Origin of the sequence: Halobacillus kuroshimensis DSM 18393 (genome assembly GCF_000425705.1) — a bacterium.
In the GTDB taxonomy this organism is placed as follows: Bacteria; Bacillota; Bacilli; order Bacillales; family Halobacillaceae; genus Halobacillus; species Halobacillus kuroshimensis.
In genome coordinates, this window is record NZ_AUDY01000010.1 from 329,252 (window position 1) to 349,284 (window position 20,033).

The 20,033-nt window shown below is 46.3% G+C and carries 24 protein-coding genes and 2 riboswitches; of the genes, 13 read left to right on the forward strand and 11 right to left on the reverse strand.

Annotated features, from left to right (window positions below):
• Positions 1-129: 129 nt before the first annotated feature.
• From H615_RS0112105 to H615_RS0112130, 6 genes are all read left to right on the forward strand, one after another.
• The gene (locus H615_RS0112105) at positions 130-1,533 is read left to right on the forward strand and encodes a spore germination protein (protein WP_051254696.1); all 1,404 of its coding nucleotides are present in this window, start codon (positions 130-132) and stop codon (positions 1,531-1,533) included.
• A 66-nt stretch (positions 1,534-1,599) separates the two neighbouring features.
• A complete protein-coding gene (locus H615_RS0112110; protein WP_027955399.1) occupies positions 1,600-1,818 on the forward strand; it encodes a YqgQ family protein in 219 nt (72 codons plus the stop codon).
• Complete coding sequence (locus H615_RS0112115) at positions 1,815-2,774, forward strand: ROK family glucokinase (protein ID WP_027955400.1); 960 nt, start codon at positions 1,815-1,817, stop codon at positions 2,772-2,774. Before H615_RS0112110 ends, H615_RS0112115 begins: the two co-directional genes overlap by 4 nt.
• 284 nt (positions 2,775-3,058) lie before the next feature.
• Complete coding sequence (locus H615_RS0112120) at positions 3,059-4,927, forward strand: LTA synthase family protein (protein WP_027955401.1); 1,869 nt, start codon at positions 3,059-3,061, stop codon at positions 4,925-4,927.
• 104 nt (positions 4,928-5,031) lie between these two features.
• Entirely contained in the window at positions 5,032-5,718 is a 687-nt protein-coding gene (locus H615_RS0112125) for an ABC transporter ATP-binding protein (RefSeq protein ID WP_027955402.1), read from the forward strand.
• Positions 5,719-5,732: 14 nt separating this feature from the next.
• The gene (locus tag H615_RS0112130; protein WP_027955403.1) at positions 5,733-6,521 is read left to right on the forward strand and encodes an ABC transporter permease; all 789 of its coding nucleotides are present in this window, start codon (positions 5,733-5,735) and stop codon (positions 6,519-6,521) included.
• A gap of 39 nt (positions 6,522-6,560) precedes the next feature.
• Here the strand turns inward: H615_RS0112130 and H615_RS22095 are convergent, their stop codons facing one another.
• Positions 6,561-6,725: a DUF2759 domain-containing protein gene (locus H615_RS22095; protein ID WP_084163120.1), complete on the reverse strand. Its 165-nt coding sequence runs from the start codon at positions 6,723-6,725 to the stop codon at positions 6,561-6,563.
• Between the two features lie 160 nt (positions 6,726-6,885).
• On the opposite strand from H615_RS22095, the gene H615_RS0112140 reads away from it, so the two are divergent.
• Positions 6,886-7,509, forward strand: a complete 624-nt coding sequence (locus H615_RS0112140; RefSeq protein ID WP_084163121.1) for an MBL fold metallo-hydrolase — start codon at positions 6,886-6,888, stop codon at positions 7,507-7,509.
• Between the two features lie 41 nt (positions 7,510-7,550).
• On the opposite strand, the gene H615_RS0112145 is transcribed toward H615_RS0112140, so the two are convergent.
• Positions 7,551-7,796 carry a DUF2626 domain-containing protein gene (locus H615_RS0112145; RefSeq protein ID WP_027955405.1) on the reverse strand — a complete coding sequence of 82 codons (246 nt, stop codon included), beginning with the start codon at positions 7,794-7,796 and terminating at the stop codon, positions 7,551-7,553.
• A 338-nt stretch (positions 7,797-8,134) separates the two neighbouring features.
• Between H615_RS0112145 and H615_RS0112150 the strand changes: the two genes are divergently transcribed.
• Positions 8,135-8,518 carry a Spx/MgsR family RNA polymerase-binding regulatory protein gene (locus H615_RS0112150; protein WP_035532041.1) on the forward strand — a complete coding sequence of 128 codons (384 nt, stop codon included), beginning with the start codon at positions 8,135-8,137 and terminating at the stop codon, positions 8,516-8,518.
• A 36-nt stretch (positions 8,519-8,554) separates the two neighbouring features.
• On the opposite strand, the gene H615_RS0112155 is transcribed toward H615_RS0112150, so the two are convergent.
• From H615_RS0112155 to comGA, 7 genes are read right to left on the reverse strand one after another with little or no spacing between them, the layout of a single operon-like run.
• Positions 8,555-8,935 (reverse strand): hypothetical protein, encoded by a 381-nt coding sequence (locus H615_RS0112155; protein ID WP_169516201.1) that lies wholly within the window; start codon positions 8,933-8,935, stop codon positions 8,555-8,557.
• The gene (locus tag H615_RS0112160) at positions 8,901-9,323 is read right to left on the reverse strand and encodes a competence type IV pilus minor pilin ComGF (RefSeq protein ID WP_027955408.1); all 423 of its coding nucleotides are present in this window, start codon (positions 9,321-9,323) and stop codon (positions 8,901-8,903) included. Before H615_RS0112160 ends, H615_RS0112155 begins: the two co-directional genes overlap by 35 nt.
• On the reverse strand, positions 9,304-9,636 hold the full coding sequence (locus H615_RS0112165; protein ID WP_027955409.1) for a prepilin-type N-terminal cleavage/methylation domain-containing protein: 333 nt from the start codon (positions 9,634-9,636) through the stop codon (positions 9,304-9,306). Before H615_RS0112165 ends, H615_RS0112160 begins: the two co-directional genes overlap by 20 nt.
• Complete coding sequence (locus H615_RS0112170; protein ID WP_051254690.1) at positions 9,623-10,000, reverse strand: hypothetical protein; 378 nt, start codon at positions 9,998-10,000, stop codon at positions 9,623-9,625. The genes H615_RS0112165 and H615_RS0112170 overlap by 14 nt, the downstream gene beginning before the upstream one ends.
• 46 nt (positions 10,001-10,046) lie before the next feature.
• Positions 10,047-10,349, reverse strand: a complete 303-nt coding sequence (gene comGC, locus H615_RS0112175) for a competence type IV pilus major pilin ComGC (RefSeq protein WP_027955411.1) — start codon at positions 10,347-10,349, stop codon at positions 10,047-10,049.
• A gap of 17 nt (positions 10,350-10,366) precedes the next feature.
• Positions 10,367-11,419: a type II secretion system F family protein gene (locus tag H615_RS0112180; RefSeq protein ID WP_027955412.1), complete on the reverse strand. Its 1,053-nt coding sequence runs from the start codon at positions 11,417-11,419 to the stop codon at positions 10,367-10,369.
• Positions 11,379-12,374 (reverse strand): competence type IV pilus ATPase ComGA, encoded by a 996-nt coding sequence (comGA, locus tag H615_RS0112185; RefSeq protein ID WP_027955413.1) that lies wholly within the window; start codon positions 12,372-12,374, stop codon positions 11,379-11,381. The genes H615_RS0112180 and comGA overlap by 41 nt, the downstream gene beginning before the upstream one ends.
• A gap of 90 nt (positions 12,375-12,464) precedes the next feature.
• On the opposite strand from comGA, the gene H615_RS0112190 reads away from it, so the two are divergent.
• Positions 12,465-12,947, forward strand: a complete 483-nt coding sequence (locus H615_RS0112190) for a shikimate kinase (RefSeq protein ID WP_027955414.1) — start codon at positions 12,465-12,467, stop codon at positions 12,945-12,947.
• A 50-nt stretch (positions 12,948-12,997) separates the two neighbouring features.
• A complete protein-coding gene (locus H615_RS0112195; protein WP_027955415.1) occupies positions 12,998-13,183 on the forward strand; it encodes a YqzE family protein in 186 nt (61 codons plus the stop codon).
• Between the two features lie 15 nt (positions 13,184-13,198).
• Here H615_RS0112195 and H615_RS0112200 read toward each other — a convergent pair whose 3' ends face one another.
• Entirely contained in the window at positions 13,199-14,014 is an 816-nt protein-coding gene (locus H615_RS0112200; RefSeq protein ID WP_027955416.1) for a YqhG family protein, read from the reverse strand.
• Entirely contained in the window at positions 14,011-15,654 is a 1,644-nt protein-coding gene (locus H615_RS0112205) for a DEAD/DEAH box helicase (protein ID WP_027955417.1), read from the reverse strand. Before H615_RS0112205 ends, H615_RS0112200 begins: the two co-directional genes overlap by 4 nt.
• Before the next feature lie 160 nt (positions 15,655-15,814).
• Positions 15,815-15,902, forward strand: a riboswitch (glycine riboswitch).
• A 3-nt stretch (positions 15,903-15,905) separates the two neighbouring features.
• A riboswitch (glycine riboswitch) is annotated at positions 15,906-15,993 on the forward strand.
• 64 nt (positions 15,994-16,057) lie between these two features.
• Between H615_RS0112205 and gcvT the strand changes: the two genes are divergently transcribed.
• The 3 genes from gcvT to gcvPB are packed head-to-tail and all read left to right on the forward strand — an operon-like array spanning position 16,058 to position 19,982.
• A complete protein-coding gene (gene gcvT / locus H615_RS0112210) occupies positions 16,058-17,158 on the forward strand; it encodes a glycine cleavage system aminomethyltransferase GcvT (protein ID WP_027955418.1) in 1,101 nt (366 codons plus the stop codon).
• Positions 17,159-17,179: 21 nt separating this feature from the next.
• Positions 17,180-18,529: an aminomethyl-transferring glycine dehydrogenase subunit GcvPA gene (gene gcvPA / locus H615_RS0112215; RefSeq protein ID WP_027955419.1), complete on the forward strand. Its 1,350-nt coding sequence runs from the start codon at positions 17,180-17,182 to the stop codon at positions 18,527-18,529.
• A complete protein-coding gene (gene gcvPB / locus H615_RS0112220) occupies positions 18,522-19,982 on the forward strand; it encodes an aminomethyl-transferring glycine dehydrogenase subunit GcvPB (protein WP_027955420.1) in 1,461 nt (486 codons plus the stop codon). The genes gcvPA and gcvPB overlap by 8 nt, the downstream gene beginning before the upstream one ends.
• Positions 19,983-20,033: the final 51 nt, after the last annotated feature.

Consider the following 20,033-nt stretch of genomic DNA (forward strand, 5'->3'; position numbering starts at 1 on the left):
ACCTTTACGCATGAAATCGGGGGTTTGTAGGAAAATAAAAGATAGCACAGGAGAGTGTAAGGAGGCAGGCGCGTGGAAGAACAAAAGGATCAGCGATTGTTTGACAGTTATGAAGAAAACGTAGCGTATATGAGAAAACGCCTCGGCGTGGATGAAAGCTTTGATATGGTTCATCTTGACCTGGTTTATGCCGGCCGGGGGATGTCCTTGTTCTTTATCGATGGTTTTGTGAAGGATGATATTCTTCACTATTTAATGAAGCTATTGTCCCGTCTGGAGCCAGAGCAGCTCGATCCCGATCCTTTAGATAAATTATTGAAAACCCATCTTCCCTACGTAGAACTGGGGCAGGAAAAAGATATGAATCAGGCGGCCAATCTCGTTCTGGGAGGACCGACAGCCCTTCTTGTAGAAGGGGTCGACGAGATCATTATCATCGATGCCCGGACCTACCCCGTACGCGGGCCGCAGGAACCAGATCTGGAGAGGGTTGTCCGTGGCTCCAGGGACGGCTTTGTAGAAACGATTATTTTTAACACCGCCCTGACTAGAAGGCGTGTGAGGGACCGGTCCTTACGAATGGAGTATCTGCAGGTCGGGAGAAGGTCGCTGACAGATGTTTGTATCTGTTACATCAAGGATATTGCCGATACAGATCGAGTGGACCATTTGAAAAGGGTGCTGCAGGAAATTGATACAGACGCTCTTCCTATGGCGGAAAAGACGATCGAAGAATATATCAGTGGGCAGCATTGGAATCCCTACCCTGTCATTCGTTACACGGAGCGGCCGGATACAGCGGCCGCTCACTTGTATGAGGGACATATCCTTGTCATTATTGATGGATCTCCAAGTGTCATGATTACTCCGGCAACGTTCTGGCACCATATGCAGCATGCGGAGGAATACAGGCAGAAACCATTGGTGGGGGCTTATTTACGGTGGGTCCGCTATTTTGCGTTTTTTGCATCTATTTTTGTTCTGCCCCTGTACTTCTTATTTTCAAAAAATCCAGACCTGCTGCCGGAATCCCTTTCTTATATCGGTCCGACAGAAGCGGGAACCATCCCATTGCTAGTGCAGTTCCTTTTTGCTGAGATTGGAATAGATATGCTGCGGATGGCCGCCATCCACACCCCGTCTTCTCTTGGGACAGCTCTGGGGCTCGTGGCTGCCATATTAATCGGGCAGGTCGCCGTGGAAGTCGGGCTCTTTTCAAGTGAGGTCGTGCTGTATCTCGCTCTTGCTGCGGTTGGAACATTTGCTACGCCAAGTTATGAGGTCGGCCTGGCGGACCGCCTTTCCAGGCTCGCGCTTCTTTTGGCTGTGGGACTTTTCGGCCTTAAAGGGTATGTGATCGGGATTACGTTCTGGCTGATCTACCTCACGCGGATGCAGTCGTTTAAAACGCCGTATCTCTGGCCGTTTATGCCGTTTTCCTGGAAGCCCTTAAGAGATGTGCTGCTGCGTTCTCCCATTCCATTGAAAAACAGACGACCGGCATTTCTTCATCCGAAAGACCCTGACCGCTGACGGCCGGGGTTTTTCTTCATTTTCAATCGGACCGACTCTTGCTATAATAGGAACTGGTGATAAAATATGAAAACGATTTACGATGTTCAGCAGTTTTTAAAAAAATTTGGAACGATCATATATATTGGTGATCGGACAGCTGATTTAGAAATGATGGAAGATGAGATCCGGGAGCTCTATCAATCCCAGTGTATGACAACAGAAGATTTTCAGATGGCTTTATTGCTGCTCCGCAGTGAAATTGCCCGGGAGAGAGACCGGCAGGAGGGGGACAATAGACGATGAGCGGACACGTGTACATAGGTGCTGATATCGGCGGTACAACGATTAAGCTTGCTTTCATTAATGAAGAAGGACAAATTATGAAAAAGTGGGAAGTTCCGACGAATACAGATGACAAAGGAGCGGCCATTCCTGATGACATTGCCGAAGCCATTGAGCAGGTCCGGGCGGAGCTGGGCATCAATCCGTCACAAATTATGGGAATCGGTGCAGGAGCTCCTGGATTTGTGGAAACTTCATCCGGTTATATTCATGAGGCTGTAAACATAGGCTGGAAAGATTTTGACTTTGGCCAAATTTTAAGTGGACTGACCGGCTATGACGTTTGGGTCGATAATGATGCCAACCTTGCAGCACTCGGAGAGAACTGGCTCGGAGCAGGGCGCGGATGTAAAGAACTCATTGCGGTTACGCTTGGAACTGGAGTAGGCGGAGGTGTGATCGCCAACGGCAGTGTATTGAATGGAGCGAATGGCACAGCAGCAGAACTCGGCCACGTGACGGTCATCCCGGAAGGTGGGGCCCCTTGTAATTGTGGGAAGACCGGATGTCTGGAAACAGAGGCGTCAGCTACAGGGATTGTTAGAAAGGCGAAAGTGGCAGCGGAGAACCATGATGACTCTGCTCTTCATTCCCTTATTCAATCCAATGAGCTTACAGCTAAAGATGTCTTCCAAGCTGCTGCGGAGGGTGACGAAGCGGCATCGGTTGTTCTTCATCAGGTAACCGATGTGCTTGGTATGGCGATTGCCAACATGGCGATCGTTATCAACCCTGAGAAAATTGTCATCGGCGGAGGGGTTTCGCAGGCTGGTGATCAACTGCTGAATCCCTTGAAGACGGCATACCGTAAATATGCTCTCTCCAGAACGGCGGAAGCGTCCACTTTTGAATTTGCAGAACTTGGAAATGATGCCGGGGTTATCGGCGGAGCCTATCTTGTGAAAAAGAACAAATGAAAAAAGCTGGAGCCTTGTCGGCTCCAGTTTTTTTGTGGGGATTCGGTTCATATAAAACATTCTTCATTCTGGAGGAGAGATCCATTATGATGGAATAGGCAGATGGACCTTATTAAAACTGGTAAAATCAGGGTAATAAAATTTGAAACTTTTATGGTACAATAGACGTCATATATAAAGTGACGGTTTAATATTGATAATAAGTGGAAAATGTAAAGTTAAATAATAGCTATGGTTAAAAAATGTAAAGATATGGCCATAGATGTACTAGAGGAGGAACCACCATGCAATTGAGAAATATTCGCATGCCTTTATTTATGATTGCTACGGTTTTGTTTGGTATTAAAACATACATCGTTTACCGATTTATGTTTGATTTATCGATTGAAAACCCAATGCAGGAATTGATCCTGCTGTTTAATCCTATTGCGAGTGCCTATTTGATTTTCGCCATCAGTGTATGGATGAAACCAAAGAATCAAAGGAAATACTTACGGTGGACCGTGCTTCTCGGTTCTTTTATTTTGTTCGTGAACTTGATCTTCTATCGGAATTTCACAGATTTCATTACCATTCCTGTATTGTTCCAGGGGAATAATGCAGCGGACTTAACAGGGAGTTTCCTTACGCTTCTGCATATCGAAGATGTTTTCATTTTTGCCGATGCAGCCATCGTCTGGTACTTGAGCAGACAGAGGTTTGATTTGACTGTAAAGCTTCCTAAGCGTGGGAAGATCGCTGCAACAGCCGTCACTTTTCTACTGCTGGCCGGCAATGTCGTCCTTGCTGAAATTGAGCGTCCGATGCTGTTTGTACGTGCGTTTGACCGCGAGTATCTCGTCAAAAACATAGGCATCTTTAACTATCACGTGTATGATGCGACCATGCAGACAAAAACGAGAGCGCAGAGAGTATTCGCTGATGGTAGTGAAATCAGTGAAATCGAGACCTATCTTCAAGAGAAATCACCGGATGAAGCTGATAAAGATGCTGAATTGTACGGGATCGCTGAAGATAAAAATGTAATTTTCGTCAGTGTGGAATCTTTCCAGCACTTTTTATATGATTCAGAAATCAATGGAGTAGAGACCACACCTTTCCTGAACGAATTGAAGGAAAGCAGTGATACGGTTACGTTTGAAAACTTCTATCATCAGACTGCCCAAGGGAAAACGTCTGACTCAGAGTTTATCGTTGAAAATTCGTTGTACCCTCTTGGCAGGGGAGCGGTGTACTTCACCCATGCGGGGAATGAGTACCATGCGCTTCCTGAAATCCTCAACAATGAAGGATATGAAACATCCGTTTTCCATGCTAACAATGGAAGCTTCTGGAACAGGGATGTGATGTATGACAATATCGGATACGATGAGTTCCACGATGAACAGTCCTTCGAAGTGACACCGGAAAATTCCTTTGGGTGGGGACTTGAGGATAAGGCGTTTTTTGAGCAGTCGATTGATTATTTGAAAGAGCAGGAGCAGCCGTTTTACAGCAAGTTTATTACGCTGACCCACCATTTCCCTTTCGAACTGCCGGAAGAAAAGGCGCATATCGACAAATACGATTCCAATTCCAATACGTTGAATGCATACTTCCAGACCGCAAAGTACACAGATGAAGCACTTGAACAGTTTTTCCAACAGCTGAAGGATGCAGATCTTTATGAGGATTCCATTATTGTTATGATGGGTGATCACTACGGCATTAGTGATTTTCATAATAAAGCGATGAGTCAGTTCCTTGGAGAAGAAGTAGATCCATTCGTTCAAACACAGCTGCAGCGTGTCCCGTTCATGATCCATATTCCAGGGTATGAAAATGGGGGCGTGGAGGATAAGGTCGTCGGGCAGATTGATGTGAAACCGACGCTGCTGCATCTCCTGGGGGTTGATTCCGGAGGGGATATGACCTTTGGTGACAACATGTTTTCTGAGAAGAAAAAAGATTTCATCGCCCTCCGGGATGGAAGTTTTGTGACGGAAGAGTATGTCTATACCAGTGAGACATGCTATGACAGGAAAACCGGGGAGCCGTTGGAAGAAGGGCTGATGGAAGCCTGTGAACCTGTGAAGCAGGAAGTGGACCAGGAGTTGAACTACTCTGATAACATTATCTACGGAGATTTATTCCGGTTCTATGATTTTAAATAATAAGAAAAGCCTGTACAGTGAACTGTGCAGGCTTTTTTTCTGCTGCATAAATGTTTCTTCGGAAGGGTAAAGATAGGCAGATAGATGAAAAAGGGGGAAGGGCTGTGTTTCGTTTTGAACACGTCAGCCAGCAGCCGCTGGAGGATTTGAACTTTACAATTGAAAAAAAAGACCAAGTCATTTTATTCGGCCCATCAGGAGCTGGAAAAAGCACGCTGTTATTTTTATTGAATCGACTGAATGATCCCGAGAAGGGGACCATCTATTTTAAAGATGCGCCTATCTCTGAACATCCTGTAACAGAATTAAGAAAAAAGGTGGGACTGGTCCTGCAGGCGCCGAATTTGTTTCCCGGAACGGTTCTGGACAATTTGAAATATGGTCCAAGCCTTTTTGATGAGTGGCAGGAAGAGGACGGCAGGAGGCTCCTGGATTATGTGCAGCTGCCATCCAGCTATTTGGAAAGGAATGTCGATCAGCTGTCCGGAGGAGAAAAGCAGCGGGTCTCTCTGGCAAGGACACTTGCGAATTCACCGGATGTCCTGCTCCTCGACGAACCAACAAGTGCACTGGATTACCGGACGGCTGAAGAAATCGAAGAAGTGTTGGAAGGGCTCATACAGGAACATGAACTGACGATGGTGATGGTTACCCATAATTTGAATCAGGCCCGGCGGCTTGGAACGCGCGGCCTTTTTGTTGCTGATGGAAAGCTTCAAGAGGATGGAACCATCCCGGAAATGTTGGAGAACCCGGAAACGGAACGGCTTCGTGAATTTTTGGAACAGTAAGGATGTGGTGAAGGTTGGCTCCTGAAATATCAAATCAGTCATTATTATTTTTAGTAATCTTTGTCATCGTCCCGCTTGCTTTGTCTTATTTTTATCAGCTTGGAGTCAGTAAAAGTGTATTGTGGTCAACATTCAGAGGGACTGTGCAGTTGTTTGCCATCGGCTACATCCTAACCTTTCTATTTGAACTCCCGGCCTCTTATGGTATTCCTTTTATGCTCTCAGTCATGATCATTATCGCTACTTTTCATGCCAGACAACGGGGAAAAGAGCTGCCTTATGTCGGCTATGTCTTATTCGCCGGTCTGGTTGCGATTGAGGCAGGAGTGCTCGGTCTCTGGCTGATTTTTGACATGATCCAGTTCAAGCCCTCAGAAGTCATCCCGATGAGTGGGATGGTCATTGGAAACAGTATGACAGCCATGGGACTGGCTCTTGAAAGGATGAAGAGTGAGTTCAAGGAAAATAATGGTCGGCTGCTGGCGGCTTTATCACTCGGAGCGGAGCCGAAGCAGGCCTCGCACTTAATCGTACAAAAAACACTGCATGCTTCATTAATCCCAAACGTAGACCGGTTGAAGACCATTGGTCTTGTGCAGCTCCCCGGAATGATGACGGGTTTGATACTCGGAGGTGTATCTCCGGTCATGGCGATTAAATATCAGCTTGTGATTTCCCTGAGTATCTTTTCTTCTGTATCCTTGAGCTCTATGTTTATTACGCTCGCTATGTATAGGTATTTCTTTAATAGGGAGAAGCAGCTCCTCCAGTCGGAAGAGGAAATCCGCAGTTCCAGATCCTAAAAAAAGCAGGCTCTTCATCAGAAGAGCCTGCTTTTTCATTTAAGCAAAGAGATTGTACCAGATTGTCATGACAGAGAACCAGCCAAAAACTAAAGCTGATGCCCCTGCAAAAAGGACAGCGAAAAAGTTTTTTGTTTTCAGTTCGCGGAAAATTGCAAAGACACAAAGAATTGTAACAAGTAATAGAAGAATAGCTGTTACCAAATTCAGCACCTCCCGGCTCACTTTTCTTTATTATCATCCCAAAACCATGGATGTTATACTATATGTAACGAACGTTGATACTCATATATTTTATAGTATTATAAGGAAAATGTCGAGTTATCTCTCCGTATTTTCTGAAAATCAAAAAGAGGTGGATCCTATGATGAAAATTTCCCGTCTTCCCTTAGGACCGGTATCCACAAACGCTTACATTATTCATGAGAATAAAAAAGCGCTGGTTATCGATCCCGGCGGTGATTACAAAAAGCTGGAAAGTTATCTCCAGGAAAGAGAACTGGACGTGAAAGCGGTCCTTCTTACTCATGCGCATTTCGACCATATCGGTGCCGTTGATGAGGTGAGGGAGGCATATGGTGCTCCTGTTTACATACACGAAAACGAAGCCGGGTGGCTCGGAGATCCTGAAAAAAATGGTTCTCAGCTGTTTGGGCTTGGCCGGATAACAGCGGCTCCAGCGGATGAGTTCCTTAAGGAAGGACCGATGGAACTGGAAGGCTTTCCGTTTGAAGTGCGTTTTACTCCCGGTCATTCACCCGGCAGCGTGTCCTTTGTGTTTAGAAATCAAAGGTTTACCATCGCGGGTGATACTCTCTTCCAGCGCGGCATTGGGAGAACGGATCTTCCTGGTGGAAGCCGGGAGGTGCTGGAGGACAGCATCCGGACGCAGTTGTTTTCGCTGCGGGCGGATATGCGGATTTTCCCCGGACATGGACAACCGACAACAGTGGGCGAAGAGATGGAAGAAAATCCTTTCCTGAACTAAAAAAAAGCTGTTATCCATTGAACTGGATAACAGCTTTTTTTCTAGTGTCCACCAAACCCCGGTACCAGAATAAACGAACAGTAGTAAGTAAAACCAATCATAAAGACTGTCAGGTATGAGAAGAATATGTACACATACATACGTTCTGACAGCTTAAGATACCCAATAGTAAGGAAAAAAGCCGTTTGAACTAGTGAAAGTAGAGATGCTTCCACCATATCACCGGTATAAAACATGACAGCGAAAATACCTGTCCAAAAGGCCAGAACTCGAAACATACGATCCATGCTTTTTTCCCCCTCCTTTTCTGTCGTTAAACCATCACCCATATTATATACGACCCTGAAATAATTGTAAATAAAACGGATACATGTTCCTTTGTGTAGTATATGTATATCCGTTAACGCTTACTCGTAATCGTCCTGATTCAGTACGAACCTTTCTTTTTCTCATCAGACCTTTGATGGACAGTACGTATATCTTTCGCGGAGTGCTGCGGAATGATGCAGAAAAATGCCTTAGAATTGTGAACATTTTATGTCAAGTGAAGAAATGTGTTTAAAATATTGTACAAAGGTTATACAATCACTGTACAACAAAAAACACACAGCGAGGAGAGCTGAGCATGGAAGAGTTGAAATTTTATACCTACCCGAGTTGCACGTCCTGCCGCCGAACGAAGTCATGGTTGAACAGCCAGGGGGTCGTTTTTAACGAACAGCACCTGTTCCGTGAAACTCCTACAGCCGATGAACTGAAGCAGATTCTCGCCCTTACAACAAACGGAATTGATGAGATACTAGCCAAAAGAAGCAAGGAATTCAAGGCTTTGGATATTGATGTAGATGACCTTTCCCTCAATGAATTTTTGAACCTTGTGATTGAAAAGCCGAAGTTGCTGCGCCGTCCGATTTTGACAAATGGAGAAAAGGTTGTCATTGGTTATGATCCTGAGGGATTGCGTGGAATTACAGATAAACGCGTGGAATACACGGAAAAAATTTCATGAACTTACTTAATGGTGCACCTGAATGGAGGTGCATTTTTATTTGTCTGGATATTGGAAAGTGACGACATATTTACTTCCCGATTCGTTTACGGATAATTCCCAGCTGCACTTCCATAACGTTTCTGTTTCTTTCCTGCAGTCGGCAGCAGCTGTTCCGTTGGCGGTACGGTAGGAATAGGGAAAAACCGCTTCGCTGTCCTGTGCTAGTGTCAGCTCAGTGTTGATGTAGTGCCGTGCTCTCTCCAGCAGATGCTTTTTTGTAATGCCATATTGATGGCTTTGTGTAAGCCTTTGGTGGTTTTCAAAGGAAGCAGCTGTGAATGATACAAGAAGGACAAAGACAAGGGTAACCATCAGGACCCATGGGAAAATCATGCCGGATTCATTTTTTGTGAGGCAGATGAACCACCTCTTCAAAGGTTTCCTCATTTGTTAAACCCACCTCTACAGATACCGTAAAGTCTTTTTCGATATACGACAGGTTTTTAACGTTTTCCAGAAGGATTTCGTATCCCTTTCCATTTACCGTTCGTTTAATCGTGGATCCGTTTTTGGAGATTTCGATAGTCCGGTCATCCTTGTCTGTAATGACAAGGACGTCCCGGGTGAAGGTATACGTCTTAGACTGACTTACCTCCTCATAAAGAACATGGGTGAATTGTTCCACAGCAAATTCCTCCGTATAGCTGCTCATACCTTTGATGAGAGGAAAGACAGGACTGATGAAGGCTGTCACGATTGTCAGGATCGTCAGACTCAGGACAACCTCCGTGAAGGTATAGCCCTTATTCGGGCGGAACATCATACAGGCAGAACTTATTTTCGCGATTTTTGGTATCCTTCCAATAGGCACAGCCCTTGCCACCGCCTTCCTCTGTGAATATCAGTGTGACTGGGTTGTGAATTTGATACACTTTTGTGTAAGGGTAGGGCCGGTTCTCTTTGAGGTGAAGGTGATATTCATCGTATAAAAGGGAAACAGCTTCCCGTTCCCATGATAGAGCAGCCCTGCCGTTTTCGAGTGAGATAAGAGCCGGGAAGAGGGTGAGAAGAAGCACCAGCAGGACACTGAACGCTGTAACGGTTTCCAGAAGAGTAAACCCGTTAGAGTTTCTCAATTCTCATCCTGCTCGTCCCAAAAGGAAACGTGATTTTATACGTAGCATCAGGTGATGAAATTCTCATCGTCCCGGCTTTCCGGATGACCCCCTGCTGGTTGAAGTAAACGTTATAGGGAAGTGTCAGCATTTCAATCGTCCACCCTTCAGGCAGTGTAGTTTTTGTGATGGTTTCCCTGTGAAGGGAGTCGTAAATATAATAGTATCTCCGGCTTGTATTAAAACGGAGTGAATGGTACGCATGATCGTTCATGGATAAGTGTTGAATGAGGTATACATCTTCCTTGAATTGTTCCAGGACCTGCGCAGCCTTTACTTGCTCATAAGTGGAGCGGTGGACCGGAGTCAGGCAGAGGATCAGCACAGACCATGTCAGCAGGACAAGAAGCGTTTCTGTCAGGGTAAATCCTTTATTCCCCCGCAGCTTCCACTACCTCGCCGTTTGTAATGGTCAGGGCTGTACCATCTGGACATTCAGTTGTCTTGATGTATTCAGCTGTTTTCAACTCTTCAATGGTCGGAACAGCATTGTTTTCGACTTGATAAGCTTCCATCTGAGCTTCCACCGTCACTTTTAAGGCGTCACATCCTTTAGTTCTGATATTTTCTGTGTTCTGCGACAGATTGGGGATGGTGATGATCAGCAGAACAGAAATCACGAGCAGAACAATCAGCATTTCTATCAGCGTAAACCCTTTTTCATTTTTCCACATAGGTCGATCTCCTTTATTTATAATTGATTCATCCATTGGTAGAGGGGCAGCATAATAGCGGCATAGACCATTACAATGACAAAAGCAATGCCGACAAAAAAGACAGGCTGGATCCATTGGATGGATTTCTGGATTTTTTCCTGCATGAGGGTCATGAGAAATTCCGAGAACAGATCCAGTTCGTGCTTGAGAGCATGCATATCATTGGTATGATGGAACACATCCGTGAGTTCTTTTCGTAACAAACGGCATTGGTGAAGGGAAGCGGATATGGTGCTCCCTTCAGACAGGTTTTCTAGAATGTTCGTACAATAATAGGACAGGATGTCATACTGCTTGTGCTCCTTGACCAGCATAAGGGCATCCTTCAGAGGAAGGCCGGCTTGGAAAAGAGAGGCCAGGTGAGAGGAAAAGAGAAAAGAAAGCCTGTAGGAATGATACATACGCAGTGGAGGAAACCTTTCGATCACCTTCATTTTTTTCTCAAACGGCAGCATTGGGATGAAAACAGCGAGCCCTGCCCCTAGAATAAGGATAGCGGTAAACAAGATGCCGGCAGTGTTTAATCCATGGTTCATAAGGTGCATAAGCGTCAAAGAAGAACTTTCCTGATCAGCAAACAAGATAGTGAAATTAGGAATGATTGTCCTTTTCATAATGATAAAAGTAAGGAAAAGGAACAGAAGAAGGAAAACGGGGTAGCGGACAGCCGCGAGAAATTTCTCTTTGTATTCTTTCTTCATAAGAAGAAGTTCACGGCACTGTTTAAACGTTTTAGGAAGGTCATCCTGGTACTGACTGAAGGAGAGGTACTGGGTGACGGTATTGGAAAAATGGGCTTTCTCCAGCGCAAGGCTTAAGGTGTCACCTCCTTTCAGCACTTCAATCAATTGATGGCTGACTGGCTTGAGGCGCGCGTCCCATCCTGTCATAGAGAGGGAATCGAGCAGGGGGTATCCTTTTTCGAGGATATGACTCAACCTGTGAAAAAAATCGATCTGCAGTTGAATGGAAGGGCCTGGTGTTCGTTTAATCGGCCATTTCTTCCTCAGAAATGAAGCCGAGCGCATAAGCTTTCCTCCTTAGTTGTTCGAAAGTATGAATATAGGCGGGACTCCCGTTCAGAGCCTGGAGCAGCTGACCGCCCTCCAGTGTTTCAAGAATGGCCGCACGTTTAGGGAGGCGGTCTTTTCCAGTAAGGGAAACCAGCTGCTGAGCGGCGATGGCCAGGAGCGTCTGTTCCATTTCCACTTGTTGAATGTTCATTTCCTTCAGCCTGTGCAGGGTTCCCTCGGCATTTTTAGCGTGGATTGTACTGATGACGAGATGCCCGCTTAAGGCCGCTCGGAAGGCGAATTGAGCGGTTGCCTGATCACGGATTTCACCAACCATGAGGAGATCAGGATCATGTCTGAGGGCTGCTTTCAACCCGGTATCATAGGTGATGCCTGCACGCTCATTCACCTGTACCTGGATGAGGTTGTTAATATTTTTCTCAATAGGATCCTCGAGAGTGATGGCCTGATACGAACTCTGCGTCGTCAGGGCTTGAAGAAGGGCATATAAGGTCGTGGTCTTTCCACTGCCGGTCGGGCCCGTGAATAAAATCATACCGCTGCGGTGATGAAGCCATCGTTTTAACCGTTTTCCTTGATGAGGGAAAAGAAATAACTGTTCCAGCGGGGTATGATCCATGGGATTGAGGATTCGGACAGCGAGGCTTTCGGAGTCCTGGATAGGAAGGGTAGAGAGACGGAGGTCAAAGAGACTGCTGCCGGAGCGGTGTTGAAAGGTCCCGTTCTGCGGACGTTTCTGCTCACCGATATCCATCCCGGATGTGAACTTAAAGTAGGAGAGTATTTTTTGATACAAAGGCATAGGAAGACTGGAGTGGAAAATTCTTTCGCCGTGGATCCTGAAATAAATGGAGCATGATTCGCGGTAGGGGGAAAAGTGGATGTCCGAGGCGGACTGCTGTACTGCGGAGACGATCAGGTCATAAGCATAAGTCGCAATGGATTTCAAAGGGTTATCACCTCATTTATATCGTGGTTAAATAGAAGTATTCGACATAAAGTGAAAATATCCTGCATGGAAATGGGAAAGGGGAACAAAATGATTTATTTAATTGGTTTTATGGGAAGTGGAAAATCAACCATCGCTTCAAGGCTTGCAGAGAAACTGCAGTGCTCCTGCATAGAAATGGATGAAAGTATTGAGAAGCAGGAGGGTCTGACTATCCCGGAAATGTTTGCTCAGCATGGAGAAAGCTATTTCAGGGAAAAAGAACGGGATTTTCTGCGAAGTTTAGAGGGTGAAGCTGTTGTTTCCACCGGAGGCGGTGTCATATTGTCCAAGGAGAACTGTGAGATGATGCGGGAGGGCACCGTGATCTACCTTCATGCCGGATGGGAAACCATTGTGCATCGATTGAAAAATGATACATCCCGGCCGTTATGGTCAGGCGACGAATCGGAGAAAAAGCAGCGTTTTGAAGACAGGCTTAAGCTTTATAAGGAAGCCGCTCATCATGTGGTTGTCGTGGACGACAAGGCTCCAGAAGTCATTGCTGAGGAAATCGCCGCACGTCTAAAATGATGAATTCCCGGGCATACTCATTGTAACTGATGCTTAAAAGAGGGGATTTTATGAACCAAAATGATTATGTAAAGTTTTTGACTCAGGAAATGGTCAAATACATGCAGTTGTCCAAAGAAGAAAAGAAACAGCGAAAGCGGGAAAAACCTTCAAAGAAATCGTCTGTTTACTGGTTTGGATTGATTCCCCTTGCCATACGCATGTTCAAAAGGAAACGGAACATCTCTCATCATTGAAAAAGCCGCTGGTCATCAGCGGCTTTTTTGATGGATCCAGGGAGCACTTGTTTCCTGAGAAATATAAAACAAACCTCCATTAACCACTTCAAGCTTAATGCAGGGCTTATAGCGGGTATCCATCTGGTCACGTTCCTTCGTGAACGACTCGAGATCGATGTCTTCCGACGCATAAAAGGACTCAAGCAGCGCTGTTTCTCTTTGTAAATGTTGATGGGATTCCACAGCCCATTGATTATTTTGTGATGAAATATACGTCTCCACGTGCTTTTCCATCCGTCTGTATGCGTTGGAAAGAGAAATGACAGGCGTCATGGGAAACGTATAGTCTGATACAGTGTTTCCAAACGGGACCATTTCCAGTTTTTCCATCATCTTCAGCATCATCGTTCCATGAATGAGATTCAATCCGATAGATAGTGGCTCATCCCGTGCCTGTTTCCCTCGGTAATGCAGCAGGAAGTTGACGACAAGCCACGGACTTACAGCTGTATGACCTGCATTCTCCGGCGGGATCCGCTCATACAGCCGTGCAGTTTTTCCTTTATTGATGGCTGTTTGATAGAGGGCATGCAGTTTAGGTGTTCCGGCATGAAGGTAGATGCCTTGTTTCTGACTCCCATCCGTCTGGGTGAACGTGAGGCGCATCGGTTCGCCTTCGCGGCCCATTTTTTTCATATAGTGCCAGTAAAAGGGGCGGTTCATGATCTCTTCATCCATCTCACTCGTCAACTGGACGGTGAAATGAGTCGAACCTTTTTCAAGAACCGGACAGTTATATGCGGCGAAAAAATGTTCAACAAATGCAGCGTAGGGGTGGGGAACGCTCAACTGGATTCTCTCCTTTCATTAACCGTATGTTCAACGTAACTGACAAGATTTTTTAACTTAATGTCCATTTCCCCCTGACTTTCGGACTGTTTGACAATCGACTGTATCTGCTGCTCAAACGTCCCGCCGGGAATCTGCTCCAAGATGTGATCCAAATCCCCGACCGCATTCTTAAAGACCTCAATTTTTTCGTATAGCATGTGCATAATGTGGTCCTCAATCGTGTTTTCTACAGCAAAATTGTAAATGTTTACATCATACTTTTGTCCGAAACGATGGATTCTTCCAATACGCTGTTCAAGACGCATGGGATTCCAGGGGAGGTCATAGTTGATCATATGGTGGCAGAACTGGAGGTTGATGCCTTCTCCGCCTGCTTCTGTGGCGACCATCACCTGTGCTTTGTTTTGAAAAAGCTGTTTCATCCAGTCACGCTTGCTCTTGTTAAATTTCCCGCTGAATGGAACAGAGGTGATCCCATGCTGCTGTAAATACCACTGCAGGTAAAACTGGGTGGCTCTGTATTCGGTGAAAACGATGAATTTCTCATCTTTTTCCTTTATCAGATCCACCATACGTTCAGCTTTAATGTGGTGGGGAAGACGGCCGAGGGCCTCAATGAAATCATCATAAACCGCTTGTTTTTCAGGTGGGGCTTTCTTCTTCAATTGGTTCAAAGACATGTAACAGGCTTCCCTTGAAGAACACAGCTCTTTGGCCAGGGTCAGCCATGTGAACGAAGGATGATCAGCTTTTAACTGTTCAAGGGATTGGTACAGTTCGGCTTCTTCATTTGTAAACGTCAGTCTTTCATTCCTCACTCTGCGTTTAGAGGAATCCAGCCCTGTATCCTTTCTGCGGTTGCGGATCATAAGCTGACCGACAAGGGAGTGGATATGCTGGATATGCTCTTCTTCCTGGGCATGCTTTTGATATTTCTTTTTAAAGTCCGTCAGGTTTCCTAAATATCCGGGCTTCAGGATGGATACAAGGTTAAATAAGTCACTCAGTTTATTCTGAATGGGGGTGGCTGTGAGAAGAAGGCAGTAGGTCTTTTTTAAAGACTGGACAAACTGATAATTCTTCGTTTGATGATTCTTCAGCTTATGGGCTTCATCAATGATGATGAAATCGTATTCCTGGGAAAGAATCTCCTCCCTGTGATGGTCCCTTTTAGCCATATCAATGGATGTAACTGCCACATCCCATTCTTTCCAGGACGCCTGCTTTTTTCTCGGGGATGCTGCCCGGATGTAGAATTTCTCATTCAATTCCTGAATCCACTGATTGACGAGGGATGCAGGAGTAAGTATAAGAACTTTTTCAGCTCGGCCTCGAATCATGTATTCTTTTAAAATCAATCCGGCTTCCAATGTTTTTCCGAGTCCGACCTCATCAGCCAGAATCGCACGGCCGTTCATATGATGTACGACGGTTTCAGCCGCTTCTACCTGATGATCCATAAAGTCCACATGAGGAAGGTGATCAAGCGCCAGCAGACCCCCGAATTCCGGCACGGTTTTGAATTGGGCGGCCTGGTAGGCCAGTTTAAATCCTTCCCAGGAGGCCAGATGTTCCGAGTGGTCAAGGTGGCTGGACAGAGAGTGAATGAACGTTTGATCTGGATGAATAGTAAACATGGAAACAACCCTCCGTATTCCGATATTTTAAGATTGTGAATTGTTGTAGAATTTTCGTGTTCTTTGCCGGAGACGCATGATATAATGAACGGGAAAAGATGTGTCATCCATACATTACACGATAGTATGCCCGGTAAAATCTAGGAAAATACAAACGCGAATGACTGCAGAGGGAGAGACCCTTGTAAGGGCGCCGAAGGAGCAAGCAGAATTGTGAATCTCTCAGGCAAAAAGACCTCTGCAGGACGCAGCTCTGGAGAGCGTCTGCCTTCTACGGGCAGACCACCCAAGAAGCAAACACCCTCTACAGGTGTGAAACTTTCTGGTTCACGGACAGAGACTCCCGCTCATAGCGGAGGAGTCTCTTTTTTTATGGGCGGAACGACGTAAAGGAGTGGTTGAATTGACAGAATTGAAACGAACACCTTTATATGCAGAGTATGAAAAGCTTGGAGCGAAAACCATTGATTTCGGAGGCTGGGATCTGCCGGTGCATTTCTCCGGCATTAAAGATGAGCATGCTGCGACAAGAAATGCGGCTGGTCTTTTTGATGTGTCTCACATGGGGGAAATCATGATCGAAGGATCCGACAGCCTGGCTTTTCTGCAGAAAATGCTGACGAACGATGCTTCTAAGCTCGTCCCTGGAAAAGCGCAGTACACGATTATGTGCTATGAAAACGGCGGGACGGTTGATGATTTGATCGTTTATCACCTTTCTGAAAACACGTATCTATTAGTCGTTAATGCGGCGAACAGGGAAAAGGATTTTGAATGGCTTCAACGTCACGCAGAGGGCGATGTGTCTGTGAGAGACGTTTCCGATGCATATGTTCAACTGGCTGTCCAAGGGCCGAAGGCAGAAAAGATTCTTCAGAAGCTCACGGACACAGATGTGTCCACCATAAAGTTTTTCCGATTTGAACAGGGCGTTTCCTTTAATGGAGTGAAAGACAGCGCCATTGTTTCCCGTACAGGCTACACAGGGGAGGATGGATTTGAAATCTATCTTCCTTCAGCTTCAGGGCCGGATCTCTGGCAGGTTTTATTAAAAGCAGGTGAGCCGGAAGGGCTGCGTCCGATCGGTCTCGGTGCAAGAGATACGCTCAGGTTTGAAGCGAATCTCGCTCTTTACGGACAGGAGTTGAGCAGAGATATTACACCGATTGAAGCCGGTCTGAATTTTGCCGTCAAAATAAAGAAAGAAGAGGATTTCATTGGAAAGGAAACTCTCATGAAACAGAAAAAAGAGGGGCCCGAGCGGAAGCTGGTCGGTATTGAAATGCTCGATAAAGGTATTCCGCGTACTCATTATGAGGTATATGATAGAGATGCGAAGATTGGTTTTGTAACAACCGGGACCCAGTCGCCGACCTTAGGTAAAAATGTCGGACTCGCGCTTCTTAACCGTGCGTATACAGTGGAAGGGACAGAAGTAACTGTTCAGGTGCGGAAGAGACGCCTGAAGGCCAGGGTCGTCCCGACACCTTTCTACAAAAGATAAATACCTGAGGGGGATGGAACAATGGAATTTCGATATTTGCCTATGACGGAAAAAGATAAAAAAGAAATGCTTGAGACCATCGGTGTCCAGACATCTGAAGAATTGTTTGCTGATATTCCTGAACGCATAAGGTTTCAAGGTGATTTGAATATTAAGCCGCCGAAAAATGAATACCAGTTGATGAAAGAACTGGCGGATACAGCCGGTCGGAACGTCAATCTCAAATCCCATACGTCTTTTCTTGGAGCAGGGGTTTATGATCATTACATTCCTTCCATTGTTGACCACGTCATATCAAGGTCTGAATTTTATACAGCTTACACCCCTTATCAGCCGGAAATATCCCAGGGGGAGCTGCAGGCCATCTTTGAATTTCAAACGATGATTTGTGAATTGACAGGCATGGATGTGGCCAACTCTTCTATGTATGATGGCGGAACAGCACTGGCAGAAGCCGTTAACCTTGCTGCTGGACAGACGAAAAAGAAAAAAGTGCTTGTATCCAAAGCCGTCCATCCAGAATCTCTCGCTGTGATTCATTCCTACGCCAAGGGGCCGGGGGTTGAAATTATCGAAATCGATCACAAGGAAGGCTTGACAGACCTTGAACAGCTGGACCATCACCTCGATGAAGATACAGCTGGAGTAGTCGTTCAATATCCCAATTTCTTCGGCCAGGTGGAGCCGCTTGAGTCTATCCGCCGCCTCGTAGACAAGCAGAAAAAGGCGATGATGATTACTTCAAGCAATCCGCTTGCGCTCGGGTACTTAACTCCTCCTGGAGCGTTTGGCTCTGATATTGTCGTTGGCGATGCTCAAGTGTTTGGAATTCCTGCTCAGTATGGCGGTCCACACTGCGGTTATTTTGCAACAACGAAAAAGCTGATGAGAAAAGTGCCGGGCCGGCTTGTCGGCCAGACGGTGGATGAGGATGGACGCAGAGGTTTCGTCCTTACCCTTCAAGCCCGCGAACAGCATATCCGCCGGGATAAGGCGACCTCCAACATCTGTTCCAACCAGGCATTGAATGCGCTGGCGGCTTCTGTTGCTTTGTCGTCCATAGGAAAACAGGGATTGAAGAAGATGGCGGCGATGAACATTAAGAAGACGTTATACATGAAACAACAGCTTCAAGCCAGGGGCATCGAAGTTTTGTATAAGGGAGCCTTTTTCAATGAGCTGGTCATCCGGTTGAAGAAGCCTGTGAAAGACATCAATCAACAGCTGCTCGAGAAAGGGTTCATCGGAGGATATGACCTTGGACGGACGGAGGAGCGTCTGGCAGGCTGTATGCTGGTTGCTGTTACTGAAATCCGTACAAAAGAAGAAATCGACACCTTCGCAGGGGAAATGGGGGATTTGAATGGCTAATCAAGACTTTCCATTAATTTTTGAATGGAGCCAGGAGAGCCGGACAGGGTTCAGTCTTCCTGAACTGGATGTGCCGGATACCGATATTGATGAGATGTTTGAAGATGCGTACGTGAGACAGGACGCACCTCAACTGCCGGAGGTCAGTGAACTGCAGATTATGCGGCATTACACAGGTCTGTCCAAACGTAACCACGGGGTGGACTCCGGATTTTATCCTCTTGGATCGTGTACGATGAAATACAATCCGAAAATGAATGAAGATGTAGCCAGACTGGCTGGATTCAGCCATATCCATCCGTACCAGCCGGAGGAAACGGTTCAGGGGGCGCTCCACCTCATGTATGATCTCCAGGAATCGCTGGTGGAAATTACAGGAATGGATACCGTCACGCTTCAGCCTGCGGCAGGTGCTCATGGCGAATGGACAGGACTGATGATGATTCGTGCCTTCCATGAGGCGAATGGTGATCATCAGCGAACAAAAGTTATTGTGCCTGATTCTGCCCACGGGACAAACCCTGCTTCTGCTACGGTAGCTGGATTCGAAGCCGTGACGGTAAAATCAGACGAACGGGGATTAGTGGACCTTGAAGACCTGAAGCGAGTCGTAGACGAACAGACAGCTGCACTTATGCTGACAAACCCGAACACGCTCGGTCTGTTTGAAGAGGATATCGAAGAAATGGCGGCCATCGTCCATGAAGCGGGTGGCAGGCTGTATTACGACGGAGCCAACCTGAATGCTATATTAGGGTATGCAAGGCCGGGGGATATGGGCTTTGATGTTGTCCACTTGAACCTGCATAAGACCTTCACAGGCCCTCACGGCGGTGGTGGTCCGGGATCAGGTCCTGTGGGTGTTACGGCAGAGCTTGAGCCGTTTCTTCCAAAACCGATTCTTACGAAAAAAGACGGCCGGTACAAATTTGATGACGATCGTCCCCGTTCCATCGGCCGGGTGAAGCCTTATTACGGGAATTTCGGAATCAATGTACGAGCCTACACGTACATTCGCACCATGGGGCCGGAAGGGTTGAAAAAAGTAAGTGAGTACGCTGTTTTGAACGCCAACTATATGATGCGCAGACTGCAAGAAGCATTCGATCTTCCTTTTGACAGGCACTGTAAGCATGAATTTATTCTGTCGGGCCGCCGTCAGAAAAAACTCGGCGTACGAACACTGGATATGGCCAAGCGCCTGCTTGATTTCGGCTATCATCCGCCGACGATCTATTTCCCGATCAATGTTGAAGAAGCGTTGATGATTGAGCCGACGGAAACGGAGTCCAAGGAAACTCTTGATGACTTCATCGACCGTATGCTTCAAATAGCCAAGGAAGCAGAAGAAGAGCCCGAGACGGTTCAGGAAGCTCCTCATACGACAATTGTAAGCCGAATGGATGAAACTCAGGCGGCAAGAAAGCCTGTTCTTCGTCACCCGATGGAATAGAGAAAAACCGGCCCCTTCGTGGGAGCCGGTTTTCCTGTTTTGAGATATCTT

What these genes read in the sequence shown, in the direction of transcription:
- H615_RS0112105 (WP_051254696.1), top strand. Translation starts at nt 130, where the DNA reads ATGAGAAAACGCCTCGGCGTGGATGAAAGCTTTGATATGGTTCATCTT.
- H615_RS0112110 (WP_027955399.1), top strand. Translation starts at nt 1,600, where the DNA reads ATGAAAACGATTTACGATGTTCAGCAGTTTTTAAAAAAATTTGGAACG.
- H615_RS0112115 (WP_027955400.1), top strand. Translation starts at nt 1,815, where the DNA reads ATGAGCGGACACGTGTACATAGGTGCTGATATCGGCGGTACAACGATT.
- H615_RS0112120 (WP_027955401.1), top strand. Translation starts at nt 3,059, where the DNA reads ATGCAATTGAGAAATATTCGCATGCCTTTATTTATGATTGCTACGGTT.
- H615_RS0112140 (WP_084163121.1), top strand. Translation starts at nt 6,886, where the DNA reads ATGATGAAAATTTCCCGTCTTCCCTTAGGACCGGTATCCACAAACGCT.
- H615_RS0112145 (WP_027955405.1), bottom strand. Translation starts at nt 7,796, where the DNA reads ATGGATCGTATGTTTCGAGTTCTGGCCTTTTGGACAGGTATTTTCGCT.
- H615_RS0112150 (WP_035532041.1), top strand. Translation starts at nt 8,135, where the DNA reads ATGGAAGAGTTGAAATTTTATACCTACCCGAGTTGCACGTCCTGCCGC.
- H615_RS0112160 (WP_027955408.1), bottom strand. Translation starts at nt 9,323, where the DNA reads ATGATGTTCCGCCCGAATAAGGGCTATACCTTCACGGAGGTTGTCCTG.
- comGC (WP_027955411.1), bottom strand. Translation starts at nt 10,349, where the DNA reads ATGTGGAAAAATGAAAAAGGGTTTACGCTGATAGAAATGCTGATTGTT.
- H615_RS0112180 (WP_027955412.1), bottom strand. Translation starts at nt 11,419, where the DNA reads ATGCGCTCGGCTTCATTTCTGAGGAAGAAATGGCCGATTAAACGAACA.
- H615_RS0112190 (WP_027955414.1), top strand. Translation starts at nt 12,465, where the DNA reads ATGATTTATTTAATTGGTTTTATGGGAAGTGGAAAATCAACCATCGCT.
- H615_RS0112195 (WP_027955415.1), top strand. Translation starts at nt 12,998, where the DNA reads ATGAACCAAAATGATTATGTAAAGTTTTTGACTCAGGAAATGGTCAAA.
- H615_RS0112205 (WP_027955417.1), bottom strand. Translation starts at nt 15,654, where the DNA reads ATGTTTACTATTCATCCAGATCAAACGTTCATTCACTCTCTGTCCAGC.
- gcvPA (WP_027955419.1), top strand. Translation starts at nt 17,180, where the DNA reads ATGGAATTTCGATATTTGCCTATGACGGAAAAAGATAAAAAAGAAATG.
- gcvPB (WP_027955420.1), top strand. Translation starts at nt 18,522, where the DNA reads ATGGCTAATCAAGACTTTCCATTAATTTTTGAATGGAGCCAGGAGAGC.